Source organism: Terrimicrobium sacchariphilum, from assembly GCF_001613545.1.
Taxonomy (GTDB): domain Bacteria; phylum Verrucomicrobiota; class Verrucomicrobiia; order Chthoniobacterales; family Terrimicrobiaceae; genus Terrimicrobium; species Terrimicrobium sacchariphilum.
This window is the reverse complement of the sequence record NZ_BDCO01000002.1, coordinates 3,326,506-3,350,679: the sequence shown is the minus strand read 5'-3', so window position 1 is coordinate 3,350,679 and position 24,174 is coordinate 3,326,506. Positions and strand designations below refer to the sequence as shown.

At 60.4% G+C, this 24,174-nt stretch carries 25 protein-coding genes, 2 rRNA genes and 1 pseudogene; 13 read left to right on the top strand and 15 right to left on the bottom strand.

Annotation, left to right across the window (positions count from 1 at the left end; translation table 11 throughout):
* Nucleotides 1-80: 80 nt before the first annotated feature.
* The 5 genes from TSACC_RS15735 (at nt 81) to TSACC_RS15715 (ending at nt 4,632) form a co-directional block, all read left to right on the top strand.
* Nucleotides 81-2,913 (top strand): 23S ribosomal RNA (locus TSACC_RS15735).
* Between the two features lie 158 nt (nt 2,914-3,071).
* Nucleotides 3,072-3,187: ribosomal RNA gene (gene rrf / locus TSACC_RS15730) — 5S ribosomal RNA — on the top strand.
* A 304-nt stretch (nt 3,188-3,491) separates the two neighbouring features.
* The gene (locus TSACC_RS15725; protein ID WP_075080179.1) at nt 3,492-3,830 is read left to right on the top strand and encodes a hypothetical protein; all 339 of its coding nucleotides are present in this window, start codon (nt 3,492-3,494) and stop codon (nt 3,828-3,830) included.
* Nucleotides 3,831-3,935: 105 nt separating this feature from the next.
* Nucleotides 3,936-4,088, top strand: a complete 153-nt coding sequence (locus TSACC_RS15720) for a DUF3309 family protein (protein ID WP_075080178.1) — start codon at nt 3,936-3,938, stop codon at nt 4,086-4,088.
* Nucleotides 4,089-4,272: 184 nt separating this feature from the next.
* Nucleotides 4,273-4,632, top strand: a complete 360-nt coding sequence (locus TSACC_RS15715; RefSeq protein WP_075080177.1) for a hypothetical protein — start codon at nt 4,273-4,275, stop codon at nt 4,630-4,632.
* Between the two features lie 88 nt (nt 4,633-4,720).
* Here TSACC_RS15715 and TSACC_RS15710 read toward each other — a convergent pair.
* A pseudogene (locus TSACC_RS15710) lies at nt 4,721-5,053 on the bottom strand (DMT family transporter).
* Between the two features lie 62 nt (nt 5,054-5,115).
* The gene (locus TSACC_RS15705; protein ID WP_075080176.1) at nt 5,116-5,502 is read right to left on the bottom strand and encodes a hypothetical protein; all 387 of its coding nucleotides are present in this window, start codon (nt 5,500-5,502) and stop codon (nt 5,116-5,118) included.
* 81 nt (nt 5,503-5,583) lie between these two features.
* Between TSACC_RS15705 and TSACC_RS15700 the strand changes: the two genes are divergently transcribed.
* Together TSACC_RS15700 and TSACC_RS15695 are read left to right on the top strand one after the other, a co-directional pair.
* Complete coding sequence (locus TSACC_RS15700) at nt 5,584-7,194, top strand: FAD-dependent monooxygenase (protein WP_202815981.1); 1,611 nt, start codon at nt 5,584-5,586, stop codon at nt 7,192-7,194.
* Nucleotides 7,195-7,226: 32 nt separating this feature from the next.
* Nucleotides 7,227-8,051, top strand: coding sequence for a ThuA domain-containing protein (locus TSACC_RS15695; protein ID WP_075080174.1), 825 nt, complete (start codon nt 7,227-7,229; stop codon nt 8,049-8,051).
* Here TSACC_RS15695 and TSACC_RS21925 read toward each other — a convergent pair.
* From TSACC_RS21925 to TSACC_RS15685, 4 genes are all read right to left on the bottom strand, one after another.
* Nucleotides 8,048-8,338, bottom strand: a complete 291-nt coding sequence (locus tag TSACC_RS21925) for a hypothetical protein (RefSeq protein ID WP_153811472.1) — start codon at nt 8,336-8,338, stop codon at nt 8,048-8,050. The genes TSACC_RS15695 and TSACC_RS21925 overlap by 4 nt on opposite strands.
* Before the next feature lie 13 nt (nt 8,339-8,351).
* On the bottom strand, nt 8,352-8,798 hold the full coding sequence (locus TSACC_RS15690) for a host attachment protein (RefSeq protein WP_075080173.1): 447 nt from the start codon (nt 8,796-8,798) through the stop codon (nt 8,352-8,354).
* Nucleotides 8,799-8,870: 72 nt separating this feature from the next.
* Nucleotides 8,871-9,038, bottom strand: a complete 168-nt coding sequence (locus TSACC_RS21920; RefSeq protein WP_153811471.1) for a hypothetical protein — start codon at nt 9,036-9,038, stop codon at nt 8,871-8,873.
* 87 nt (nt 9,039-9,125) lie between these two features.
* Entirely contained in the window at nt 9,126-9,713 is a 588-nt protein-coding gene (locus TSACC_RS15685) for a PEP-CTERM sorting domain-containing protein (protein ID WP_075080172.1), read from the bottom strand.
* A 198-nt stretch (nt 9,714-9,911) separates the two neighbouring features.
* Between TSACC_RS15685 and TSACC_RS15680 the strand changes: the two genes are divergently transcribed.
* The 4 genes from TSACC_RS15680 to rbp all read left to right on the top strand — a co-directional run bounded on the left by TSACC_RS15680 (nt 9,912) and on the right by rbp (nt 13,531).
* Nucleotides 9,912-11,459: a tetratricopeptide repeat protein gene (locus TSACC_RS15680; RefSeq protein WP_075080171.1), complete on the top strand. Its 1,548-nt coding sequence runs from the start codon at nt 9,912-9,914 to the stop codon at nt 11,457-11,459.
* Between the two features lie 130 nt (nt 11,460-11,589).
* The gene (locus tag TSACC_RS15675; protein WP_202815980.1) at nt 11,590-12,042 is read left to right on the top strand and encodes a thioredoxin family protein; all 453 of its coding nucleotides are present in this window, start codon (nt 11,590-11,592) and stop codon (nt 12,040-12,042) included.
* A 133-nt stretch (nt 12,043-12,175) separates the two neighbouring features.
* Complete coding sequence (gene tmpT, locus TSACC_RS15670; RefSeq protein ID WP_075080170.1) at nt 12,176-12,835, top strand: thiopurine S-methyltransferase; 660 nt, start codon at nt 12,176-12,178, stop codon at nt 12,833-12,835.
* 372 nt (nt 12,836-13,207) lie between these two features.
* Nucleotides 13,208-13,531 carry an RNA-binding regulator gene (gene rbp, locus TSACC_RS15665; protein ID WP_075080169.1) on the top strand — a complete coding sequence of 108 codons (324 nt, stop codon included), beginning with the start codon at nt 13,208-13,210 and terminating at the stop codon, nt 13,529-13,531.
* 417 nt (nt 13,532-13,948) lie between these two features.
* Here the strand turns inward: rbp and TSACC_RS15660 are convergent, their stop codons facing one another.
* Nucleotides 13,949-14,692 carry a class I SAM-dependent methyltransferase gene (locus TSACC_RS15660; RefSeq protein WP_075080168.1) on the bottom strand — a complete coding sequence of 248 codons (744 nt, stop codon included), beginning with the start codon at nt 14,690-14,692 and terminating at the stop codon, nt 13,949-13,951.
* 199 nt (nt 14,693-14,891) lie between these two features.
* Here TSACC_RS15660 and TSACC_RS15655 point away from each other — a divergent pair, with 199 nt between their 5' ends.
* Complete coding sequence (locus tag TSACC_RS15655) at nt 14,892-15,233, top strand: hypothetical protein (protein WP_075080167.1); 342 nt, start codon at nt 14,892-14,894, stop codon at nt 15,231-15,233.
* Between the two features lie 27 nt (nt 15,234-15,260).
* On the opposite strand, the gene TSACC_RS15650 is transcribed toward TSACC_RS15655, so the two are convergent.
* Complete coding sequence (locus tag TSACC_RS15650; protein WP_153811470.1) at nt 15,261-15,929, bottom strand: hypothetical protein; 669 nt, start codon at nt 15,927-15,929, stop codon at nt 15,261-15,263.
* 79 nt (nt 15,930-16,008) lie between these two features.
* Nucleotides 16,009-16,362 (bottom strand): hypothetical protein, encoded by a 354-nt coding sequence (locus TSACC_RS15645; RefSeq protein WP_075080165.1) that lies wholly within the window; start codon nt 16,360-16,362, stop codon nt 16,009-16,011.
* A 358-nt stretch (nt 16,363-16,720) separates the two neighbouring features.
* Between TSACC_RS15645 and TSACC_RS15640 the strand changes: the two genes are divergently transcribed.
* Complete coding sequence (locus tag TSACC_RS15640) at nt 16,721-17,155, top strand: hypothetical protein (protein ID WP_169809670.1); 435 nt, start codon at nt 16,721-16,723, stop codon at nt 17,153-17,155.
* Between the two features lie 58 nt (nt 17,156-17,213).
* Here the strand turns inward: TSACC_RS15640 and TSACC_RS15635 are convergent, their stop codons facing one another.
* The 6 genes from TSACC_RS15635 to epsC all read right to left on the bottom strand — a co-directional run bounded on the left by TSACC_RS15635 (nt 17,214) and on the right by epsC (nt 23,923).
* On the bottom strand, nt 17,214-17,456 hold the full coding sequence (locus tag TSACC_RS15635) for a hypothetical protein (protein ID WP_153811469.1): 243 nt from the start codon (nt 17,454-17,456) through the stop codon (nt 17,214-17,216).
* A 133-nt stretch (nt 17,457-17,589) separates the two neighbouring features.
* The gene (locus TSACC_RS15630; protein WP_101927852.1) at nt 17,590-18,471 is read right to left on the bottom strand and encodes a hypothetical protein; all 882 of its coding nucleotides are present in this window, start codon (nt 18,469-18,471) and stop codon (nt 17,590-17,592) included.
* A gap of 416 nt (nt 18,472-18,887) precedes the next feature.
* On the bottom strand, nt 18,888-20,834 hold the full coding sequence (gene acs / locus TSACC_RS15625) for an acetate--CoA ligase (RefSeq protein WP_075080162.1): 1,947 nt from the start codon (nt 20,832-20,834) through the stop codon (nt 18,888-18,890).
* Nucleotides 20,835-21,231: 397 nt separating this feature from the next.
* The gene (locus tag TSACC_RS15620) at nt 21,232-21,873 is read right to left on the bottom strand and encodes a SprT family zinc-dependent metalloprotease (protein WP_075080161.1); all 642 of its coding nucleotides are present in this window, start codon (nt 21,871-21,873) and stop codon (nt 21,232-21,234) included.
* Complete coding sequence (locus TSACC_RS15615; RefSeq protein ID WP_075080160.1) at nt 21,870-23,021, bottom strand: cysteine desulfurase family protein; 1,152 nt, start codon at nt 23,019-23,021, stop codon at nt 21,870-21,872. Before TSACC_RS15615 ends, TSACC_RS15620 begins: the two co-directional genes overlap by 4 nt.
* Complete coding sequence (epsC, locus tag TSACC_RS15610) at nt 23,009-23,923, bottom strand: serine O-acetyltransferase EpsC (RefSeq protein ID WP_075080159.1); 915 nt, start codon at nt 23,921-23,923, stop codon at nt 23,009-23,011. Before epsC ends, TSACC_RS15615 begins: the two co-directional genes overlap by 13 nt.
* Nucleotides 23,924-24,174: the final 251 nt, after the last annotated feature.

Sequence of the window (24,174 nt, the reverse complement as noted above, 5' to 3'; positions counted from 1 at the left end):
GAGTCTGCGCAATCGCCGCCTGGTTATCTACCAGTACGGTGGTTGCATTGCTTAATTAGAAGGATTTCCAGAAATTAAAGGAAAAAGCTACTAAGAGCGCATGATGGATGCCTTGGTGCCAACAGGCGAAGAAGGACGTGATAAGCTGCGATAAGCCACGGTGAGCCGCAAATAGGCCCCGACCCGTGGATTTCCGAATGGGGTAACCCGTTCCGGTTAATACCGGATCATCTCCGATTGAATACATAGATCGGAGGAAGCAACACCCGCTGAAGTGAAACATCTCAGTAAGCGGAGGAAAAGAAAACGAATGTGATTCCGTAAGTAGCGGCGAGCGAAAGCGGAAGAGCCCAAACCCAGGAGCTTGCTCTTGGGGGTTGTAGGAGCCCGACGTGGCAGTGCAACGGTTAGGAGAAGCGGATGGAAAGTCGCTCCATAGAAGGTGAAAGACCTGTAACCGAAAACCCGAGCACGCCTAGGGAATTCCTGAGTAATGCGTCACACGTGAAACGTCGCATGAATCCACGCCGACCACGGCGTAAGGCTAAATACTAGTTGGCAACCGATAGTGAACAAGTACCGCGAGGGAAAGGTGAAAAGAACCGCTGCGAGCGGAGTGAAATAGTCCCTGAAATCATGTGCTTACAAGGTGTCAGAGCCCGCAAGGGTGATGGCGTGCCTTTTGCTTAATGAGTCTGCGAGTTAGTGTCCGTGCCAAGTCTAAGTCCCTCAGGGATGTAGGCGAAGCGAAAGCGTGTCCGAAATGGGCGATAAGGTGCTGGCACTAGACCCGAAGCCGAGGTGATCTACCTATGACCAGGTTGAGGCCCCAGTAACATGGGGCGAAGGACCGAACCGATGGACGTTGAAAAGTCCCCGGATGAGTTGTGGGTAGGAGCGAAAGACTAATCAAACCCGGTGATAGCTGGTTCTCCCCGAAATCTATTGAGGTAGAGCCTCAAGTGCTGACCTGCGGAGGTAGAGCACTGGCTGAACTAGGGCCCATACCCGGGTACCGAATTCAATCAAACTCCGAATGCCGCAGGGCGAAGCTTGGGAGGCAGTCCGTGTGGGATAAGCTGCACGGTCGAGAGGGAAACAACCCAGATCAGCAGCTAAGGTGCCTAAATAACGTTTAGTGGAAAGGATGTGAAGATACTTAGACAGTGAGGACGTTGGCTTAGAGGCAGCCATCGTTTAAACAGTGCGTAATAGCTGACTCATCGAGTGTTTTCGCGCCGAAAATGATTGGCGATAAGCGTTATACCGAAGCTCTGGACGCGCAAGCGTGGTAGGGGAGCGTTCTCAGCGCCTTGAAGCAGCCTGGTAATGGGCTGTGGAGTGCTGAGAAGTGAGGATGCAGACATGAGTAGCGATAAACCAGGTTAGATCCCTGGTCGCCGTAAACCCAAGGTTTCCTGGGGAAGGTTCGTCCTCCCAGGGTTAGCCGGATCCTAAGTCGAGGCCGATGGGCGTAGACGATGGAAAGCAGGTCAATATTCCTGCGCCGCCGACATTTAAACTGAAAGGACGCTGGTTAGGAGAAGAGTCGTCGAATGAAAGTGACGGTCCCGCAAGGGGACGTGGAGACTTCGGTCAAAGCGGATTCTTTAAATGGCCAGCCAAGAAAAGCTTCAGTGTATACTAAGGCGTCCGTACCGTAAACCGACACAGGTGGGTGGGCATAAGTGTGCCAAGGCGCGTGAGTGAAACCTCGTTAAGGAACTCGGCAATCTAGCCCCGTAACTTCGGAAGAAGGGGTGCCCCGTAAGGGGTCGCAGTGAAATGGGTCAACCGACTGTTTAACAAAAACACAGCACTCTGCTAAGTCGTAAGACGACGTATAGGGTGTGACACGTGACCAATGCCGAAAGATTACGGTAAGAGGTTAGCCGCAAGGCGAAGCTTCGAGCCCAAGTCCCGGTGAATGTCGGCCGTAACTATAACGGTCCTAAGGTAGCGAAATTCCTTGTCGGGTAAGTTCCGACCTGCACGAATCGTGTAACGAGTTGACCGCTGTCTCAACGAGGAGCTCAGCGAAGTTGTATTGGCGGTGAAGATGCCGCCTGCCCGCAGTAGGACGGAAAGACCCTATGCACCTTTACTGTACGCTGTCACTGTTGTTTCGATTTTAATGCTTAGAGTAAGTGGGAGGCTTTGATTCTACCCTTTAGGGGGTAGATGAGCCGACAATGAAACACCACCCTTTGGAATTGAGACATCTAACCGCGACCCGTTAACCGGGCGCGAGACACTGGCAGCCGGTCAGTTTCACTGGGGCGGTGTCCTCCTAAAGAGTAACGGAGGATTACGAAGGTTGGCTCAACCTGGTTGGCAATCAGGTGACGAGTACATGGATATAAGCCAGCTTAACTGCGAGACCCACAAGTCGAGCAGATACGAAAGTAGGTCCAAGTGATCCGGTAGTTTAATGTGGAATTGCTATCGCTCAAAGGACAAAAGGTACGCTAGGGATAACAGGCTGATCCTGCCCAAGAGCTCATATCGACGGCAGGGTTTGGCACCTCGATGTCGGCTCATCACATCCTGGGGCTGGAGAAGGTCCCAAGGGTCCGGCTGTTCGCCGGTTAAAGTGGTACGCGAGCTGGGTTCAGAACGTCGCGAGACAGTTCGGTCCTTATCCACTGTGGGCGCAGGAGATTTGAGGGGTTCATTCCTTAGTACGAGAGGACCGGGAATGACGAACCACTGGTGTTCCAGTTGTCGTGTCAACGGCAGTGCTGGGCAGCTATGTTCGGAAAGGATAAGCGCTGAAAGCATCTAAGCGCCAAGCCTATCCCAAGATGAGATCTCCCTGAAGAACCGTGGTAGACCACCACGTTGATAGGACCTGGGTATACGCATAGCAATATGTTCAGCTCAAGGTTACTAATGTTCGTTCGGCTTTTTTAAACTCCTTTAATTACTATCATGCAGTCTCAGATAGTTGGAGTCTGCGGTTGTTTGTCCACTGTATGCGGATGTCAGAGAGCACTAACTTGTTCTCTTCGACATCATAAAAATTGGTAACGTTTTAGCGGTCGCTAGACACCCGGGATCAACTCCCGAAGTCTGGTGATCCTGGCGTGATGGTCCCACCCGTTCCCATCTCGAACACGGAAGTGAAACGTCACAGCTCCGATGGTAGTGCTTGTATAGCTTGCGCGAGAGTAGGTCGTTGCCAGAGTTAACCCCGCTATAGGCGAAAGCCCGTAGCGGGGTCCTTTTTTTTATACGCCAGTGCGCCCACCAGCGCCTGGCGCTTTTTTTTACCCCCCCACTGCCGCACTCCCACCCGCCCCAGGGGGGCTCTTTCTTATTCCTTACACATCGGATGCGGCTGATCCGGAAGCATAAGCCGCACCCTGCCGGGAGTACGCGGAAGTACTCTGCTGCCAACGACCTCTATATTTTGAACATGCTTCGAACGAAACCGAAAGGGCGTCTTCGACTTGATTGAGGGAGGGATTGTGGCGAAATATGTCTCGGATATGCGGCGGAACTGGTCATGGGTGGTGAATGGCGCGATTGGGATTGTGCTGGCTGGTCTGCTTTTCTTTGAGTTTGTTGAGCCGTATTGCGTGCAGCCGGGACTGGACCGCGCGTTTCTCGATGGTAGGCCGTCTCGAGATGAGGTCATAAGTCGATTTGGAGAATCTCTGGAGCAGATCGGCCCGGGTGGAAAGTTTCGCATGACGGGATGGCGACCGCTGCCGGATCGCGTGGCGGAATATGGAGGGATGGCGTTTCAGCGTCCGAATACGGACAAAATTTACGTCTTCTTTTCTGCAGATGATCGGGTGGCCTTCTACGGGGTGGCCAGTTCCTAATCGGGAGAGGCACGAATTTTTCAGGTGACGCTGCTGCGAGCCGGAAACGAGAGGAGATGTTCTTCTGGTACGTCCGGGAAATGGGGTTCCATGCGATATACCAGCATGAGTACATTGCTGCTTATCATCCTGATCCTGCTCCTGGTTGGAGCGTTGCCGACGTGGCCGCATAGTTCCCGCTGGGGATATTATCCGAGTGGGGGGCTGGGATTGATTTTGGTTATTGTCCTGATTCTCGTCCTCATGGGACGAATATAAAAAGTTCCTGCTAGGGCTGGATCTGAATGTTTTGCGCCGCTCGGTTACCGGGAGTTGCTGGGGGGTGACTCCCGGCGCGGGCGGCGCAGGCATTTTTTGCCTGGGCTGTTTTGTTGTTCAGGTCGCGCAGAGAATGTGGTAAGGTAACTTCGGAAGCCCAACTCCCGTAAAGACTATGGAAACGATGTGGTCATTCCTGACGGTGCAGATGCTTTTTCTGCTGGCACCAGTGGGCTTCATGTTGATCTGTGCCATGGCTGCTCCGATGAAAGCGGGAACCCGATGGGATGTGTTTTTTGCCGGATTGGTCGGTGTTGTCGCTGGTTGGGTGGCTTTCTCGGTCCTTTGGGCTGCAGGATTGATAGGCCGAGACGCCGGTGGACTGGACCGTGGTCTTGCCATGATCGGTCTGCTCGGTTGCTCCTACGTGAGTGCCGGGATGTATTTCTTCTTTGCCCGGATATGGCGGACTACACACCATGGTGCGGTGAGGGAGGGGGCGCGCTGGGATGCGGCGAGGGATGGTCGCTCGGACAAGACGTAGCGACACACCGAATGAAACGCGCAGGAATATTTCAGTGACCCGGGTGGCTGTAGAAGTATTCCACAGTCAGCAGGCTTGGCTCCGCTCTCTAGTGCGCGACAGACTTGGAAAAGAAATTCAGCACCACGACTCCCGCGATGATCAGGCTGAGGCCGATGACGGCTGGGAGATCCAAGGCCTGTTTGAAGACAAATCATCCGATGAGGCTGATTACCGCGATGCCCAGGCCGGACCAGATGGCATAGGCGATGCCGACTGGGATGGTACGCAGGCTGAGCGAGAGAAAGTAAAACGCGATGCCATAGCCCACGAAGACGACCACAGTCGGCCAAGGCTTGGAAAACCCTTCACACGCCTTGAGCGCAGTGGTCCCGGCGATTTCGGCAAAGATGGCGATGAGCAGGTAAATGTAAGGGTGCATAGGCCAGGCAGCATCCTGTAATGGGAGCGAGGCTCGCCGTCGAGCGCGGAACGGGGGAATGACTATTGGCGGACTAATCCGCAGTGCGCACTTGCGCGGAGCTGAAAATACGCCCCGCCGAAGAAGAAGGCTGTATTGGCCGCGAGAACGAGGAAGAGGGTGACGGCGAGGCGGTTGGAGTCGCGCAGGAGGTGATCGTAGAGGGCGAAGATGCGGACGGCGACCTCGTGCTGGGCGTTTAGGTTGGCAGAGAGAGCGAGGGCGACGGTGTTCGCCTTGATCTTGTCGATGGCGTCAGCCGGGATCTCGGTGAGCGCGGCGGCGTGGGTGTGGATGACCTTTTCCCGGTCGTTCTGCCGCCCGACATGGAGGAGCACGCTGATGGCTGCCAGGAGATTCAGGCTGGCGAGGATGAGGAAGAGGAGAGCGGTGCGTTTACGTTTGGTCATGGGCGGTACGACCGGTCTTATCGGGGCAAGGAAGGAAATTATCAATCCCCGGGGGCAGATTTTTCTTTGCCTTATGTCGATATGATCGCGATTAGTCGAGGGATGGATGCGAATGTCGACGTGCTGGTGGTGGGTGCGGGTCCTGTGGGATTGCTGCTGGCGACCGAACTTGTGCGTGATGGAGTGAAAGCGTTGTCGATCGATGCCATGACGGGGCGGACATTTTTCAGCAAGGCGCTTGGCATCACGCCACGCACGTTGGAAATCTTTGACGATCTCGGCGTATTGCATGATGCGATCGATCGAGGCGTGTGGATAGAGGGCGTTTCAGCCTTTGCGAATGGTGAATTCGCAGGGGGAATGGATATTCCGGAAGAGTTGCCTTTTGGTAGTCTTTCGCTGGCGCAATACGAGACGGAGCGCGTGCTCGAACGAGGGCTGCAGCGCCATGGTGGGCGAGTTCATTACGGCTGGGCGTTGACGGATTTTCGCGAGACAGCCGATTGTGTGGAGGCCGCATTGACCGGGCCGGGTGGCGAGACGAGGTCGGTGGCGTGCCGGTGGCTCGTGGGCTGCGATGGCGCGCATAGCCGGGTGCGATCTTCTCTGGGCGTGGCTTTTGAGGGCGGGCGATATCCGCAGACGTTTACCTTGGCGGATTTGGAGGTCGAGTGGGACCTTCCGCATAACCGCATGTACAGGTTCAATCTGGGCGAGCCTGGGCAGCCCGGCGGGCGAATCCTGGCAGCAGTGCCGGTATACAGTCCGACAGGGAAGAGGTTTCGCCTCTCTACTGTGATCCCGGAGGTGGCGGGCATGAATGAGCAGGAATTTCCTGCTCCTAGTCTGGCCGAAGTTATCGAGCTAATGAGTCCGCTGCTACCTGCCGGGACGAAGCTTTCTTCCCTGCATTGGTCCTCGGTTTACCGCGTGAGCCATCGCATCGCTGCAGAGTATTCGCGTGGGCGGGCGTTTCTTGCTGGTGATGCCGCGCATATTCATCCTCCGGTCGGAGGGCAGGGGATGAACACAGGATTGCAAGATGCTCATAATCTCGCCTGGAAACTCTCGCTGGCTGCTCGCGGTCTGGCCGCACCCTCGTTGCTGGAGACCTATGAGGAGGAGCGCCGGCCTGTCGGACTCGACGTGGTGGAAAATACGAGCCGCGCCATGGCTGAAGTGCTGGACCAGCGCCATGCCCTGCCGGGCTTGCGCGAGACGCAGCTTCTCATCGCGTACCGCGACAGCAGCATCGTCTGCGATGAACGAGGAGACACCGCCCCGGATGCGCCAGTCGTCGCTGGAGATCGTGCCCCGGACGCAGGTCCACTTCAGCGCTGCCGTGTCGCCCAGCCATTCCGGTTGCATGAGCTTACGGGCAAAGGGCGCCACCTTTTGCTTGGGTATTTCGCCGAGACTGCGACCGGCGATTTTGCCTTACTACTCGACGTCTTGAATGAACTCCCTCCCGATTTCACGAGCAGCTACGCCATTCTTGCCCAAGGAGGAGCGGCATCGTTGGATAATCGCGTGCCGTGTTTTGTCGATGTGGCTGGAAAATTCGCCGCGGAATACGGAGCGACGCCTGGCATGGCCTGGCTCATCCGACCCGACGGTCACGTGGGCTGGTGTAGTACTCGACCAACCGTCACAGGTCTGCGGGAGTATCTGCGCAGGATCGTGGCAATCTGACCTGCGATTTTTTCCGGAGTGCTTATCAATCCATGACTCGCTCGACCCTTATCTCTATAGCCATCGCTTTCGTAATGGGGTATTCCCACGCTACGGACGTGCCGCCGATCAAGGCCCTTCTTATCACGGGCGGGGGATACCATGATTATGCGGCGCAGAAAGACATCCTGAAAGCGGGCATAGAATCCCGTATTCACGCAGTGGTCGATCATGCGCATGTCGACGACACCTCCTCACGTCCCCGACTGCCAATCTATGACCAACCTGACTATGCCCGAGGATACGATGTGGTGATCCATACGGAATGTGCGGGAGGTGTTGACGACCCCTCAGTGATTGAAAAGGTCCTCCAACCCCACCGGGACGGGGTCCCTGGCGTCAACCTCCACTGCGCCATGCACTCGTACCGCTTCGGTGATTATCATAAACCTGTGGCTGATGGAGCCGCGAATGCAATCTGGTACGAGTATGTAGGGCTGCAATCCACCTTTCACGGTCCCCAGGAGCCGATCGCCGTGCATTACCTGCCAGCTGATAACCCTCTGATACAGGGTCTGACGGACTGGACTACAGAGAAAGAGGAGCTTTACAACAACATCCGTCTGCTCCCGGGAATCACCCCCCTTGCACGTGGCACCCAGCGTATCGAGGGGCGGGACGTGGAGGCCATAGTGGCGTGGGCACACGTTTATCGCGGCACCCGTGTCTTTAGCACTACGCTGGCGCACAATAATGCCACGGTGGCAGACGCACGCTATCTTGACCTTGTTACTCGCGGCATCCTTTGGGCGACAGGCAAGCTTGATGATCTTGGAAAGCCGATGCCGGGGTATGCTCTGGCTCGCGAGACCAACTAGTGCTTTAGCATTACGCGAGTATGTCGTGCGATGGTATTGGCCTCGGCGCGGTGAAGCTCGACAGGGTTGGGATGACGTGAGGATTCTTTTCTCTCCGGGGGAGGCTGATCTGGTGGCATGAAGTCGGGCTCCGAAGTTTGCGGTGTCGGAGCGACCGGCGGCGAGGGATTGGGCACGGTGGTGGGGCCGGGGTAGGTCGGCGTACTCGGAGGAAGCTGGGGAGACTCGGGAGATGGCGCGGGAGATGGCGCGGGAGAGACTGATGGACTGGTTTCCGGTGTGGACATGGGATGTTTGAGGTTAGTGATTCGGGACGGCATGAAGATCAAAATGGGTGGCGAGCTCATCCTCGGTGGTGTTCAAAAGGTCCGCACGCAGGCTTTGTACGAGGCGGGAGCGATAGCGGTCGGGCAGGCCATCAAGGATGGCTCCATTGAGCTCCGAAGGCGCAGCGAAGGACCAGCCAACATCGATATGCTCGTCCAAGGACTCGCAGAGACGGGTGGCGATCTTGCGCAGGCACCGCATGTCGGTCTCCGCCTCGAGGCGCAGACGCTCGGCGGTGGAGTTCCCGTGGCCAGCGGTTTTTCCGGCGGGGAAACCTCCGGCTTTGTCGGTCAGGTGATCGCGCCAGCGTCCCTTGGCATCATCGACGGGAAAGAACTCAAGCAGGCGCGGGACGTGGTCCTCCACGCGGTAGATCTTCAGGCCCCCGCGGTCGGCGATGTACAGGAACGATGCGTTCATTGGACAGGGGTATCGCGTTCCCGGGCGCACCTGCGCGTGGGGGCTCAGCCTGAATTTTTCGTCGGCATGGCGTTACGGGGTGGCTCTGGGAATGGACGTCGGTGCGGGAGAGGGCGATCGCTCGGTATCGGGCGCATTGCCCGGGCCGCCCGCGCTTTGGGAAGTCCGTACCCCCGGCGTGCGGTCGCAGCCGGTGAGGGCGGAGAGAAGCAGTGCAAGGCAGGGGAAGAGGCTCTTCATACCAGAGAATCGCCTCCCGTCCTTCCGCGCGGCTCGGTATGGCCCCTGAGTGAAAGGTGGGAGGCGTTCAGCAAACGGCCAAGCAGCCTAGAGGCTGCGACGCCTGCGAAGGGCCAGGCCGAGGAGCGGGAGCGCGAAGCCGATGAGGCCGATCTCGGATGGCTCGGGAACGATCGTGGCCACGCTCGTGCCGGCGGACTGCAGCGAAATGACATTAGTTCCCGAATTTTGGGTGTAGCTGGAATAATTGCCCGGGATCGTGACCTGCAGCACGGAGTTCACCCCGGTGCCGCTCCAGTCGAGAAACATCTGTCGCGTACTGTCGAGGCTTGTGAAGTAGGCTTCGTAAATCTGGGAGCTGCCGCGGTTGAAATCATAACCGGGATGCACGGCCGTGTCGGTCTCTCCCGGGACATCGTAGAGGAAACGGAAGGGAGTGATAGTATTGCCTGCACCGATCGTGATGTCGACAGACGTGACTGATACTAGGTTGTTATCGTTGGTCGTATCGTACTGGTACTCGAAGTACCCCGACATTGGCGCGGTGTCGTTCCAAATGGCGTTGGTGAAGGCCAGGCGGGTTTTCAGGATCTCGGCCTGGGCGTGTCCTCCCCAGGCGAGAGACAAGGCGACGACGCAGGCGCAAAGAATCCGGGACGGGAATGTGTGGAGCATACCGATACTTCGCCGTATAGCTAACGGGTTTTTCCTTGTCCAGAGGTATCAGGCTGGAAATTGTGTGATGCTAATGACTGAGTGAGCTGTTCCCGATTAACTGCTCAACGTTGCATAACGGGGAGGCTTGCGTTGCGTTCTGCAAAGTTGACACCCGGGCGCGGGGCGGTGAGGCTCGCCGGGAGAAATCTCCCTCCCATGTCTGCTCCGAGTATCGCGCGCTTCCGAGTCGTTCTGCTGGCTGTGCTGGCCGGCGTGGTGGCGTTCCTTTTTTATGCGCGGTCGGTCGGGTCGGAGTTCGTCTACGACGCGCGGTCGCAGGTGCTCTTTGGCGATTATATTCATGACCCGTCGCACTGGGGCGAGGTGCTGACCTTCCGCGTGCTCGGGCAGGATGTGCTCGATGCGAACCGCCCCGTGCAGCTCGCCTCGCTCATGCTCGATTCCGCGCTATGGGGGCGCAATCCCGTGGGCTATCACCTCACGAGCGCGGCCCTTCATGCGGCGAATGTCGCGCTGCTTTTCCTCCTGCTCATGGAGCTGGGCGGCGGACGCGCGGGACCGGCGATCCTTGCCGCGCTGGCCTTTGCCGTGCATCCGATGCTGGTCGAGCCGGTGGCGGAGGTTTCGTCGCGCGAGGATGTGCTGACCTTATTTTTCCTGCTCCTCGCCATGTTCCTCGCGCTGCGCTGCGGACGGAGCACGGGTCGTGTGATGTTGTGGACGGGTGCCGGGTGTGTGGCCGCGTCGCTGCTAGCGGTGGGGGCGAAGGAAACGGGCGTCATCGCTCCGGTGCTGGTGGGGGCGTGCGGTGTGCTCTTTCGCGAGCGCGGCACGGGGCGGCGGTGGGTGGTGATGACGGCGCTCGCGGCGGCGGTGGTCGGCGGGTTTGTAGCTGCGCGTTTCGCCTTCGAGCCGCGCGAGTCGATGATCTTTCTGAGCAAGCCCGGCAGGCTGGGTGGTTCGCTCGTCGAGACGCTGAAAATCCAGCCGCGCATCTGGGGCTTCTACGTGCGGCAGATCTTCTGGCCGGTGGAACTCTCCGCCATCTATATGCCGCAGAATGTCGGCCGCATCGCGGCTGTCTGGCTTTACCTCATGCTCGCCGCCCTCGTGCTCGTGCAGGGCTTCGCGGCCTGGCGCAATCGCGTGGGCATGCTCGGGATGCTGATGTATTGGGCCGCAATGGGGCCGGTCTCAAACCTCCTCCCCATGTACTGCCCGGCGGCGGATCGCTATCTTTACGTGCCGCTGGCGGGGCTCGCGCTGACTCTCTTTGCCCTCCTCGCCCGAGTGCGGCCCGGGGCGCGGGCGTGGCCGTTCCTGGCGGTCGGGTGCGCGGTGGTATTGACTGCGCTCGCGTGGCTCGGCTGGCAGAGGCAGGAGGTCTTTGCCACCTCCTTTAATCTCTGGACCGACACCGTGGCGAAGAGCCCCGCCTCGGACAATGCCGCCAACAACCTCGGCTACGCCTGGCTGCGCAAGGGCGACAACGCCAAGGCCCTCGCCGCCTTTGAGCGCGCCCTCCAGCTGACCAATGGGAAAAAAGCCGACGCTTGGGCCGGGGCCGCCATCGCGCTCGATCGCATGGGCCGCCCGAGCGATGCCGTGCGGGCGCTCCGCCGCGCGGTGGAGATCATGCCCATTTACGGGAACCCCGACCAACTGGTGAAATCCCTCGTCGCCGAACCCGCCGACGCCGAGGCATGGCGCGAGATTCGTTCCCACGCTGTGATCGACCATTGAACTCTCCGGATCCGGGATAATGTGCGCCCTCAGCCCCGGGGGCAGCTGGAATAAAGTTTAGTTAAAAAACTTTTTGTTTTCTTCGCGGGAAGGAGTTGATTTTTTCTCGGTCCGGCGGATGCTTTCAGCCATGAAATTCCTCGCATCCCTCCTGACGGTTCTCGTGGCTTCCACCCTCTCAATGTCCAATGTCCGCGCCGCCGAAGCGGATTGGCAGACGGATTACAAGGCAGCGCTCGCCCAGGCAGCCAAGGAAAAGAAGTCCGTCCTCCTCGACTTCACCGGCTCCGACTGGTGTGGATGGTGCATCAAGCTCGACAAGGAGACCTTCTCCGAGTCGCGCTTCAAGAACTTCGCGAAGAACAACCTCGTTCTCGTCGAGGTGGACTTTCCTCAGAAAAAGACACAGTCGGCTGAACTGAAGGAGCAGAATGAGGCGCTTAGCAAGCAGTACGGTGTCGAGGGATTCCCGACCCTCGTCCTGCTCAACTCCGAAGGCAAGGAAATCGCCCGCAATGTCGGTTACCTCCCCGGCGGTCCGGATGGATTCATGAAATGGGTCAAAGCCGCGGAGAAAAACTAAGTTTGCGAGCTTAACCTGTCTCTCTTTTCAGCGGCGACACCGGCTCCCGGTGTCGCCGCTTTTTATTACGTAGCATTCCGATGAGGGGTGAGAATTGATTCGCGCCGCCTTTCTTTCGAGCTAGTTTTCAAGCGTGGATCACGACTTCTGGCACGACAAATGGGCGACGAATGACATCGGCTTTCACGCGCCGATCCCGAATACCCACCTGGTCAACTTCCTCGCCCAGCTCGCTCCCGCGCCGGGTGCGCGCGTTTTCGTGCCGCTCTGCGGGAAGACGCTGGATATTCACTGGCTGCTGGCGGGCGGGTATCAGGTCGTGGGGGCGGAGCTGAGCCGCGTCGCGGTCGAGCAGCTCTTCGCCGATCTGCGCGTCACGCCGCAGGTCACGCCCTGCGGGGCGCTCACCCGCTTTCACGCGCCGCACCTCGACATCCTCCAGGGCGATATTTTTGAGGTGAGTGCGGAGACGCTCGGGCCGGTCGATCTCATCTATGATCGCGCTGCGCTGGTGGCGCTGCCCGGCGATTTGCGCGTGCGCTATGCCGCGCATCTCCGTGCGATCACGCAGCACGCGCCGCAGTTGCTCGTCTGCTTCCATTACGACCAGTCGCTCATGGGCGGCCCGCCATTTTCCATCGGGGAAAAGGAGGTCGCCGCCCTCTATAGCGCGCACTACGCTGTGGAACCGCTCGAGAGCGTGGAGATCGCGGGCGGGTTGAAGGGCCTCTGCCCTGCCACCGAGGATGTCTGGGCGCTGCGCCGCCAGGCTGGCAAGGCAGGAAGCCCGTAGGCCCGGCGTCGCAGTCGGCCTGCGCGACAGGCGGACGAGTCAATAGGCGCGGAAAAAACCCCGATCTGGCGCGGAAACGACGCGCGCGCACCCTTCCTTCCGGCGAAAAAGAGCGGTTTTCCTCCTGATAGCCGTCTCGGCCCGGTGTCAAGCCGCGACTGGCTTTTCCCTCGGGCGGAGGAGGGAATTTTGGGGAAATCCGGCAAAAAAGTGTTGCGAATTCCAGAAAGTGGAGCACCCTATGGCCTCAGAGTAAATTGTTCAGGTTCGTTGCGCGGTAGTTGTCAGGCGGGTTTATCCGATGATGATCGAAACCCGGTTCTCGGGAACGGCTATGTGATCGTCAGTTATAGCTCCTAAATCCAAAATCATATGAAACTCTACGTCGGAAATCTCTCTTTCCAGTCCTCCAGTGCTGATCTCGAAGAACTCTTCGAAGCTCACGGCCAGGTCGTCGACGCCGCCATCGTCATGGACAAGATGACCAACCGCTCGCGCGGCTTTGGTTTCGTCACCATGGGCAGCGCCGAGGAAGGCCAGGCTGCGATCAATGCCCTCAACGGCAAGCAGGTCGACGGCCGCGCCCTCACTGTCAACGAAGCTCGTCCTCGTGAAGACTTCGGCGGCGGCAACGGCGGTGGCAATCGCCGCTCCGGTGGCAACGACCGCGATCGTGGCGCCCGTCGTCGCTACTAAGTAGCCTTCGCGCTCTCGCTGTTTTTTCGAAATCCCGGTTCGGAGTCCTCTCCGCGCCGGGATTTTCTTTTTCCGGGGCGGGGCTGTTTTCTTCCCTTACGTAGCGAACCCGCTCCGGGCGGAAAAACCGGCCAGTACGGGATGCCGCCTCCCGTCTCTGCGTCGATCTCTGCGAGCTACGCCGCCAGGGGCCGTATCCTTCCAGCCAGAGCACACGCTCTGGAGAGGCAGGGTTATCGCCGCCGGGCATGGGCGGCAGAGTGATGCAATCTGCCCGACTGTCGCAGAGCGGCGAATGGTGTTCCTGCCGGTCTCCGAAAAGTGCTGGTCGATTTCTGTACTCGGCGTCTCACTGGCTGCCGGTACGTTGCGCACATCACTGCGCGTCTGCTTCCTAGCCCCGCGCTGCGGGATTTTTTAGCGAAGCCCAGCCGCCGGGCGAAACTCCAGCACGGCGTAAAGTTCATCCGGGCAGACGAAGCGCACGCTCACGGCGGCAAATCCCGCCGCCCGCGCCAGCGCGCCGTACGTATCGAGGCTCTCCGGGTAGTCGTTGCCAAAGACGTGTTCCTTCACCGAGGCCATGTCGGCGGGCGAAAGCTCCGTCCATTTGCGCGAGACGACCTCCCACCAGCGCGCGAGCACGTCGCTGCGGGATTCCCCCGCGCGGCAGATCGGCTCGCAGACCATGAGGCAGCCGCCCGGCTTCACGAGACGGCGCAGCTCCGCGAGGAACCGCCCCTTGTCCCCCGGCGGCAGGTGATGCAGGGACAGGCCGATATACACAAAATCCACCGCCTCGCGCAGCCCCGGCACGAGCGCAAAGAAATCCGCCTGCGCGAACTCTGCCGCGCACCCGACCCGCCCGACATTCTCCCGCGCCAGCGCAAGCGCCACCGGCGAAATATCGACGCCGTGGTACGACGCCACTGCATGCCGCCCGAGCACCTCGGCCATGTAGCTCGCATCGCCCGACCCCAGGTCGAGCACGGAAACCGCCCGCCCGCCGAAGCCGCCGAGCACGCGGTCCACCTCCGCATACGCCTCGCGATGGAAGAGGTAGTTCCGCTCGATCACGCGCCGATAAATCCCCCACTGGTCGAAAAAACTGCGCACATTCTCGACATCCTCCCCCGCCCGCGCCACCGCCTCGCTGCTCATCGCCGCATGGCTACCACGCCGCAAGCCGGGTGTCTACTGTGAGCATGGGGGAGGTTTCGCCCCTCGGGCATTCACCTTTCGTAGGTCCTCAAATGCTCGTGTATAGCCCCTCTTGCGTTCTCTCCGATTCTTGAAGCGGGAGAGGCAGATCGCTGATTCCAATCGTCTGCATTGGTCGGATGGTATTATCATTTCAGGAATGAAATGGGCGGTCCGAGTGGCGGGAGTTCTTGTGCTGGGTTGGTTCCTTCATGCCTGGATCGAACATAGCCGGACAGCGGTTTGGTCGGGTCACGCAATTTTTGGCGCGGTCACGGTCTATCTTTTGCTCTTTCTCCTCGCGACCTTCTCCACAGGCCGCCTCTGCCGCTCTTTTGTCACTCTCACCCTTGTGGGATTCCCGCAGTTCATCCTTGCGGCATTGCAGCTTCTGGTCCTGCGAAATAACTGGCTGGAGTTCTCCGTCGTGGCTTTGGCGGTGCTGGTTTTCTCCTCATTTGCCGCCCGGGAATATTGGCGACGATCGCAGGCTGGTTCTTAGCAAATAGCCTGTTCCTTCCTTCCCGGACTACCGGGAGACAAAGCGCGCGGTGACGAGTTTTTGATTCTGCGGCGTGAACTCGATTCGCTCCACCGGGCGGCGGAAGGTCGCGAGAAAGCCGGCCGGCCGCAGGGCGTGGCCGTTTGCCGGGACAAAGACGATCTTGGATTTACCCGCTGGCTCGGGCGGGTGAATCGGCACGTATCCGGCGATGTGACCGGGGAAGTTTGGCTGTACGTAGTGGATACTCGCGTCGAACTTCCGAGCCACAGCCGAGAGTGGAATCTTCGCCTCATACACGGCGAAATGCCATCCCTTGGGAAGGCGCACCTGCGCTGGCAGGATGTCTGGATAAAAATTCTCCCCGGCCTTCGTAGGGAAGGCTCTATCGCCGATCGTCACAGTCGGGGTGCCGTATCGGTGTTCATACGCCGCAGCTCCGCCTTTCGGCAGCAGCACCGGGACGCAGATCAAAACATGGGAATCCCGCACCTCCGGCCAGACGTCCTTTTGCTGCTGAAAGACGTAGCGCCCCGATACGGAGGACGCATCGCGATCCACCGTGATCACGACATCCTCGGCGAGCATCGTGGTTAGCCGCTGCTCGGAGTCGATGGCGATGGGATTTGCGATGGCCGCACACAGCGGCATTGCGATAAGGGCGACGAATATTCTGAGCGTGCGAGCTAAAGGCATTGGCTTTGACGCTTTGTGCTATGTCTAGAGAGATCAGCGCACTGAGGCAATCCTGCCGCCTTCGATGCGAAGCGTTGGGTTATAGATCCTTCGACCCGGGGCGGGGTTGCTGCAACGCGATGACGATGCAGCGAATGATGATCGCCAGCCCCATCACCGCCGACGTGGCAAAGGTCCATTCGGCAAGGGCTTTGTGGAGGGGGTAGACTTCCCGAATGTCCGGATATGATGGCCACCCTCCGTGTATGTCGTGAAGGAGCCAGACCAGCCAGCCCATGGAGAGAAGAGGGCCGAAGAGCGCGAGCACGGCGAGGAGCGTGGTGGTTAACGGCTCCCGGCGCGAACGGAACGAAAAACAAAAGACTACGATGAACAAGGTGACCAAGACACCTGACACCCAGAAGGGCGGCGGATAGAAAGAAGTGATCCTCATTGCCGGGCGGGCGTTTGGTCGGTTTATGATGCCTTAGCGGTGTGGTTGAGAAAAGGCCATTCTTTGATCTGGTCGCGCCCGGGATGTTCGGAAAGTCGGGCCGAGAAGAGAATAAGCGGGGCTGGATTTCTCCGCATTTTTTCGGAAATTCCGTCGTCTTCGATTCGGTTTGCATGAGTCGAAAAGTCAGACTGTATTGCCGCCCTGTCGATTAGTAGCTAGCCTGAGGCATAGTTCTATGAAACACGCCCTGATCTTTTTCCTTGGGGTTCTTTCCTCGGCTGTTGCTCAAGATGCGGGCCAGACAGTCAATGGTACGGGTTTTCCCGTTGTTCCATTGACCTCTGATAAGGTAATTATGGGCGGGGTTCGGTATGAGTTTCGCCAATCGGTGGTGGAGTATAACATCGAGAGCGGGTTGGGAATCATTGCAGATGCCCGCGAGGAGCTTAAGAGAGCCGCCTCTGAACCAGCCACCCTGCGCGCCCGAGGAACTTTGGATCAGGCCTTTCTGGAACTCGCCTGTGACATCATCGCCGCCGAGAATTTCGCGAAGAAAAGCGACAGGCTGTTTGCCCTCCTGCAGCAGGTGGAGGACACATTCAGGGAGCAATCCCTCCCGGCCCGCGTGGTGACTCCGAGGCAACTCTACATCGCCGTCGCAGGCCGATCGTTCCGGGACGCCGATGGCATGCCGGTAAAACCCGGAGACATCACCCGAGTTCTGACCTTTGGGGGCCTCGTTGCCGAGGCCAAAGAGCAGATTTTGCTGCGCAGCAAGACGATCGATTAGCCAAAGCCCGACAGGTTGCTACTCAAGGTTGGACTCCCTACGGAACGCGCCGCGCCGTTCAGGAATGTACGTGCCTGATGAACTCAAGCAACGCCGAGACGATGAGGCCAACGCCGAAGAGCACGGCGAACCCGAAGAAGAAGACCGAGAGAAAACGGTGAAAGTAAATCCGATCCTCGATGTCCGGAGGCAGCCACATTAGCCCGAACCACTCACGCCCAAGTTTGCCCCGCCAGCCCTTGATGCCAAAAGCCACGCCGAACCAGATCAAGGCTGGTCCAATTAGGTACCTGATGTCCATTTTCAACCAGGGAATCTTATAAAACACTGGCTGCCTTATAAAGATGATTCCAAAATGAGCCTTGGACGGGCATTAATCCCTTATTAAGATTAGCATGTAATGAGTGGAGGACAGATGCCCTCATCTCAAGAAATTACTCCACCGCTGCCTTGGCGCGTGATTTCCCTGGCTCGGCGCTGACGGCGGCTTCGCGTTGGAGTTGGGCGCGGCGGTTTTGGACGAAGGTGTTGTTGTCGCCGAAGGCGGCCCAGGGACCTTGCGGGACGTCGGCGAACTCGACGAATTTCCAGTCGGTCACGTCGGTGTCGTTCATGCCGAGGAAGTCGCGGACGGCGGGCGAAACGTCGAGGCCTGCGCCTTTGTTCAGGTTGGGCTTGGGGCGTTCGGTGCCAAAGACGTACTGCCAGTGGTCGGTGCGGAACGGGCCGGCGTCCTCCCACTGGGCGTAGCAGACGCGGTCCTTGAACCGGATGGCGATCCAGCGGCCTTTGCAGACGGATTCCTTCGGCCCCTTGAAGGCCTCGCTGAACCACGGGATGACGCTGGAGGCCTCGGGCTTGAGGCCCTGCGAGGTGACGTCGTTGTAGGGGAGGGCGACGTAAAAGGGGTTCTGGCGCGGGGTGAAGGCGGCGGGCGTGTAGGAGGGGGTGCGGGCGGATTTTTTCGGCGTGTCGGTGCCGCCGTAGTTGCGGGCCCATTGTGGGTCCCAGCAGCTTTTGTGGTTGGGGACGGGGTTGTTTTCCGTGGGGCGTTCGCCGACCCAGAAGGTGGTGGTGACGATGGAGTACCGCCAGGGGTACTGGCGGGCGGTGTTCCCGGAGTTTGTGCGGGGGAAGAGGCTGAATCCGGCGAATCCGCCGCCGTTGCCATTGCGCTCGGGGTCCTTGCCGTTGCGGGGCTTGGGCTTTCCGTCGCCGGTGGTGACGGGGGTGGCGTGGACCTGATGACCGGCAAAGATGGAGGCGAGGGAGGACAATCCGACTCCCAGCCAGCGGAGGAGTGCGTTCCTTTTCATGGCTCGTCTGCGGGCCGGGGGTTCCGTTCCGGGGACCGGCCACTCTTTAACGTCGGGCCGGTTTGCGGGATGCGCAAGGGGAGATGACGAAGTCGGAAGTGGGATCGCGGAAGTGGGAAGTTTTTCGGAATTGCGCGACGGGATGATCTCCAGGCGCGGCCTCGGGGGCGACGGAAGACTGAAGAGATGAACAAAGAGGAAGCGAAGGGAACGAAGGGGGAAGGCAGGAAGGCTTTTACAGAAGGTCGCTAAGGTCGCAAAGTGTTGGGCGGTGGGTGTTTGCGGCGGGACGCTTTTGGGCGGAGGCGCGATTTTGTGGCGGAGGCGATAGGGCCGGGCGGGCTTTGTAAAAACGGAAAAGCCCCGCGCGAGCTAGTGGCTCGCGGCGGGGCTTTCCTTGCGGGAGAGAGGGTTTCTTATTCGTCGCTGGCGCGGAGCTTGGCGAGGACGCTGAAGTCTTCCAGCGTGGTCGTGTCGCCCGTGACGGCGTTGCCTGCGGCGATCTGCTTGAGCAGGCGGCGCATGATCTTGCCAGAGCGGGTCTTGGGCAGCGCCTCGGCGAAGCGGATCTCGTCGGGCTTGGCGATCGGGCCGATGACGGCTCCGACGTGCTTGCGCAGCTTCTCGGAGAGGTCCTCGGTGGCCTTGATGCCGGTCTTGAGGGTGACGAAGGCGACGACGCCCTGGCCCTTGATCTCGTCGGGACGGCCCACCACGGCGGCCTCGGCGACGGCCTCATGGGCGACGAGGGCGCTCTCGACCTCGGCGGTGCCGAGACGGTGACCGGCGACGTTGAGCACGTCGTCGATGCGGCCGACGATCCAGAAATAACCGTCCTTGTCGCGGCGCGCGCCGTCTCCGGTGAAGTAGCACCCCTTGACCTCGCTCCAGTACTGCTTTTTGTACCGGGCCTTGTCGCCGTAGATGGTCCGCAGCATGGAGGGCCAGGGTTTGCGGATGACGAGCTTGCCGCCCTCATTGGGGCCGACTTCCTTGCCATTGTCGTCGACGATGGCGGCGTCGATGCCGAAGAAGGGCAGCGTGGCCGTGCCGGGCTTGAGCGGGGTCGCGCCGGGGATGGGAGTGATCATGTGCGCGCCGGTCTCGGTCTGCCACCAGGTGTCGGAGATCGGGCAGCGGCCGCCGCCGATCTTCTCGTAAAACCACATCCAGGCCTCGGGGTTGATCGGTTCGCCGACGGTGCCGAGGAGGCGCAGGGAGGAGAGGTCGTGCTTGGCCGGCCATTCGTCGCCCCACTTGATGAAGGAGCGGATGGCGGTGGGCGCGGTGTAAAAGATATTCACGCCATAGCGGGCGATGATGTCCCAGAAGCGGTCGCTCTGCGGCCAGTTCGGAGCGCCCTCGTACATGAGCGAGGTGGCGCCGAGGGCGAGGGGACCGTAGACGACGTAGCTGTGGCCGGTGATCCAGCCGACATCGGCGGTGCACCAGTAGATATCCTCCTCGCGGATGTCGAAGACGTACTTCGTCGTGAGCAGCGAGCCGAGCAGATAGCCGCCGGTGGTGTGCAGGATGCCCTTGGGTTTCCCGGTCGAGCCGCTGGTGTAGAGGATGAAGAGCGGGTGCTCGCTGTCGAGCGGCACGGGCGGGCAGTCGGCGGTGACGTAATCCGCCTCGCGGTGCCACCACACATCGCGGCCTTCCGTGATGTGGATGTCCATGTTGGCCCGGCGAAAGACGATGACGCGCTTCACGGCGGTGTTGCCTTCCAGCGCGCGGTCGACGTTTTGCTTCAACGTCACAGCCTGGCCGCGGCGGTAGCTGCCGTCGGCGGTGACCACGCAGGTCGCGCCGCTGTCGGCGAGGCGGTCCTTGATGCTCTCGGCGCTGAAGCCGCCAAAGACGACGGTGTGGATCGCGCCGATGCGGGTGCAGGCCAGCATGGCGATGGCGGCCTCGGGGATATGCGGGAGATAGATGAGGACGCGGTCGCCCTTCTTCACGCCGTTGCGCTTCAGGATGTTCGCAAAGATGCAGACTTCGCGGTGGAGCTGGTGGTAGGTGAGCGTGCGCTTCTCGCCGGGCTCGCCTTCCCAGATGATGGCGGCCTTGTTGCGGCGCGGGCCGTTGAGGTGACGGTCGAGGCAGTTCTCACTGACGTTCAGCTTGCCGCCGACGAACCACTTGGCAAAGGGGGCCTTCCAGTCGAGGACCTTCGTCCACTTCTTGTTCCAAAGCAGCTCGGCCGCCTGCTTGCCCCAGAATTTCTCCGGGTTCTTGATGGATTCGTCGTAGAGCTTCTTGTACTCGGCGAAGTTTTTGATTTTCGCCTGCTTTGAGAATTCGCGGGAGGGTTTGAAAACGCGCTTCTCCGTGAGAACGGATTCGATGCTTTGACTCATGTGGGGAAGAATCTTGGGAGCGCCCTTTTAGGCACGATCCCGGCCTGACCGGAAGGGAAATCTTGGCAGGGGGTCGGAAAAAGGCAAAAAGGCCGCCGGAGGGGCTTCGGAAAAGGGGAAATGGGCGAGCGGGGAGGGCTTGGGGAGGGCTTGGGGAGGGCTTGGGGAGGGCGACGGGGGCGGTTCGGAGCCGCAGCGTGCTGTCCAGGCACGGCGAGATTGGAGAATTCCCCGGGAAAGGCGGGAGCACGCCTGCTTTTTTCTTAGCTCATTCTAAGCTTAAGAGCTTTGGGAAAATAAGAGAACCGGTTGCGTCGACGGGAATGCTGCGAAATGCGCTCGCGAGGAAATCGTCCCTTGCTGGAAAATCGGGGAAAACTCGCTGCCGCCAGCGGGGTTACGCGGCGATGCTCTTCGGCGGCTCGATGGGGACGAAGCGGAAGCGGTCGTGGTATTGGCCGTGATTGTGGGCGCGGCAGCATTTCAGACAGGCGACGCGGCGCTTCAGCGGGCGCACGCGGGCGAGCTGGGTGCCGCACTCGGGGCAGGCGTAGAAGTAGCGGCGGGCGACCTTGGCGCGTTTGAAGGGCAGGTCGTGACACCGCGACTCGCGCGGGATGCCGAGGTCGGCGCAGGCGCGCTTCCACTCCGCGCCATGGGCGGCGATGCGGCGGCGGCCCGCCCGGTGTTGCGCGAGGAAATGGGCCAGCTCGTGGCGCAGCGTGCGCTGCACCTCGTCCTGCGAGACGTCCATGAGCTTCGGGTTCAGGTAGATGGCGTGGTCGCGCCAGGAGGCGAGCCCGGCGGTGGTGCGCAGGCGGGAGTTCCAGTAAACCTCGACCTTCAGGTCGTGGCACCCGGCGGCGCGCAGGAGCTCGGCGGCGAGGGCCTCGAGGAGGAGTTCGCGGCGGGTGGAGGGCTTTGCCTTGCGCGGCGGGGGCGACTTTTTCTCGGCCACGACGGCGAGGTCGGGCACGAGGCTGAGGCTCCGCATGATGCTGCGGCTGAACTTCAGCAAAAGTTGCGTGTGTTTGATCATGCGGCTGCAAATGCGGCCTGCCGCGCGAGGACAGACGCCAGCGCACGCAGGCAGTGATCGATATCGGCCTCTGTGGTCGCGAGGCCCAGCGAAAATCGGACGGTGGACGACGCCACGGCGGGGGCGACTCCCATGGCGATGAGCACGTGGGAGGGCTGCACGGAGCCCACCATGCAGGCGGACCCGCTGGAGACACACACGCCCTCCAGATCGAGGCCGATGAGGAGCGCCTCGCCATCAACGCCGGGGAAGCTCACGTTCAAGGTATTCCCCAGCGAAAGGTCGTCCGCGGCGCCATTGCGGATGGCGCGGGGCTCGACCTCCTGGATGCCGGCCCAGAGCCGGTCGCGGAGTGCGGCCTGACGCGGCTGGTCGGCGATGCCTGCGGCGAGTGCCTTTTCCGCGGCGGCGACCATGCCGACGATGGCGGCGACATTTTCCGTGCCGGGGCGGCGGGTATTCTCCTGCGCGCCACCGTGGAGGGTGCGCGCGGTGGCGATGCCCGAGCGGAGGTACAGAGCGCCTACGCCCTTGGGGCCGTAGAACTTATGGCCGGCGATGGAGACAGCCGCCGCGCCGAGTTCGGCGGGACGCACGGGGATTTTTCCGAAAGTCTGCACGGCATCGGTGTGGAAAAACACCTTTCGCTCGCGGCAGAGGGCGGAGATTTCCTCTATGGGCTGGAGCACGCCGGTCTCGTTATTCGCATGCATCACGGACACGACGGTGGTGTCGGCGCGAATGGCTCGCGCCACATCCTGCGGGTCGACTCGTCCAGAGGCATCCACGGGCAGGATCGTAAGCTCATACCCCTCGTGATGCAACAGATGCTGACACGCATGCAGCACGGCGTGGTGCTCCGTCGCCGTGGTGATGAGATGGCGGCCACGTGGCAGGTGGGCGCGGGCGATGCCGAGCACGCCGAGATTGCACGCCTCGGTGCCGCCGCCGGTGAAGATGATCTCGTGGCCCTTCACCCCGAGCAGGGCGGCCAGTTTCTCCCGCGCGTCGTCGATGCCCGCCCGGGCCTCGCGCCCGGCGGCGTGAATGCTCGAGGGATTCCCATACCCCCCGTGGAGAAAGGGCAGCATGGTCTCCAGCGCCTCGGGCGCCAGCGGAGTCGTGGCGTTGTAGTCTAGATAGACCACTCGAGCTCGGCCTCCTTTTTGCGGTTCACCTTGTCCAGGATGTGAAGCTGCTTTTCCTCGTAAACGACGAGGGAATTTGGCGCAACACTGTGCAGGAGAAAGACATTCGCGCCGATGGTCGAGCGCGCCCCGATGACGGTCTCGCCGCCGAGGATGGTCGAGTTGGGGTAGATCGTGACGTAATCCTCGACATTCGGGTGGCGCTTGCCGCCCTTCACGATCTGGCCGGAGTCGTCCTTGGCAAAGCTCCGCGCCCCGAGGGTCACGCCGTGGTAGAGCTTCACATGCTCGCCGATCACGCAGGTCTCGCCGATGACGACGCCCGTGCCGTGGTCGATGAAGAAATGCGACCCGATCGTCGCGCCGGGGTGGATGTCGATTCCCGTGCGGGAATGCGCCCACTCCGTCATGATGCGCGGCAGCACCGGCACCCGGGCCTCGTAAAGCAGATGGGCCAGCCGCTGGATGGCGATGGCCTCCATCGACGGGTAGGAAAGAATGATCTCCTCGCGGCTCAGCGCCGCCGGGTCGCCCTCGTAGGCGGCCTCGATATCCGTATGCAGGATCTCGCGCACGGCGGGAATCTGGCGGCAAAACTCGATGGTCACCTCGTGCGACAGCGCGATCGGGCAGCCGGGGTCGACGATGCGCAGGCTCTGGCGCACCTGGGTATTCAGCCGCTCGGCGATGGTGGCGAGGCGATGCCGGGTGAGCACGGGCAGCGACCGCTTTTGAATCGCCTCCTCGTCATGAAACCCGGGGAAGAGCAGTTGCAGGAGGTCCTCGCAGACCGCGCCCATGGCGCGCTTGGAAGGCAGGTTCGCGCCGCTGCTGTTCAGGTCTCCCACACGCTCGTAGGAAGCGAGAACTTCATTTGCGACTTCAGAAAGGGCCTTCTCCATAGCAGCCCATCAATATGTCGCGCCGGGAGAGCTTGTCGAGCACGTGGCGGAAAGTTTGGGTAGGATGTTGAAGGAGAGTGGGTTATGGGGAAAAGATTTCCCTGACCGCCCGAGAGCGCGAGTAGGTGGTTTCCCGCCGCATTCTCGATCGGCATGGTGATCTCATGTGCAAGCTCGCTACGTGAGCGATTTTAAAGTTCGGCGAGCCGAAGAATTCGAGAGAGTTTGAATATAGCCGATCTCGATATTAA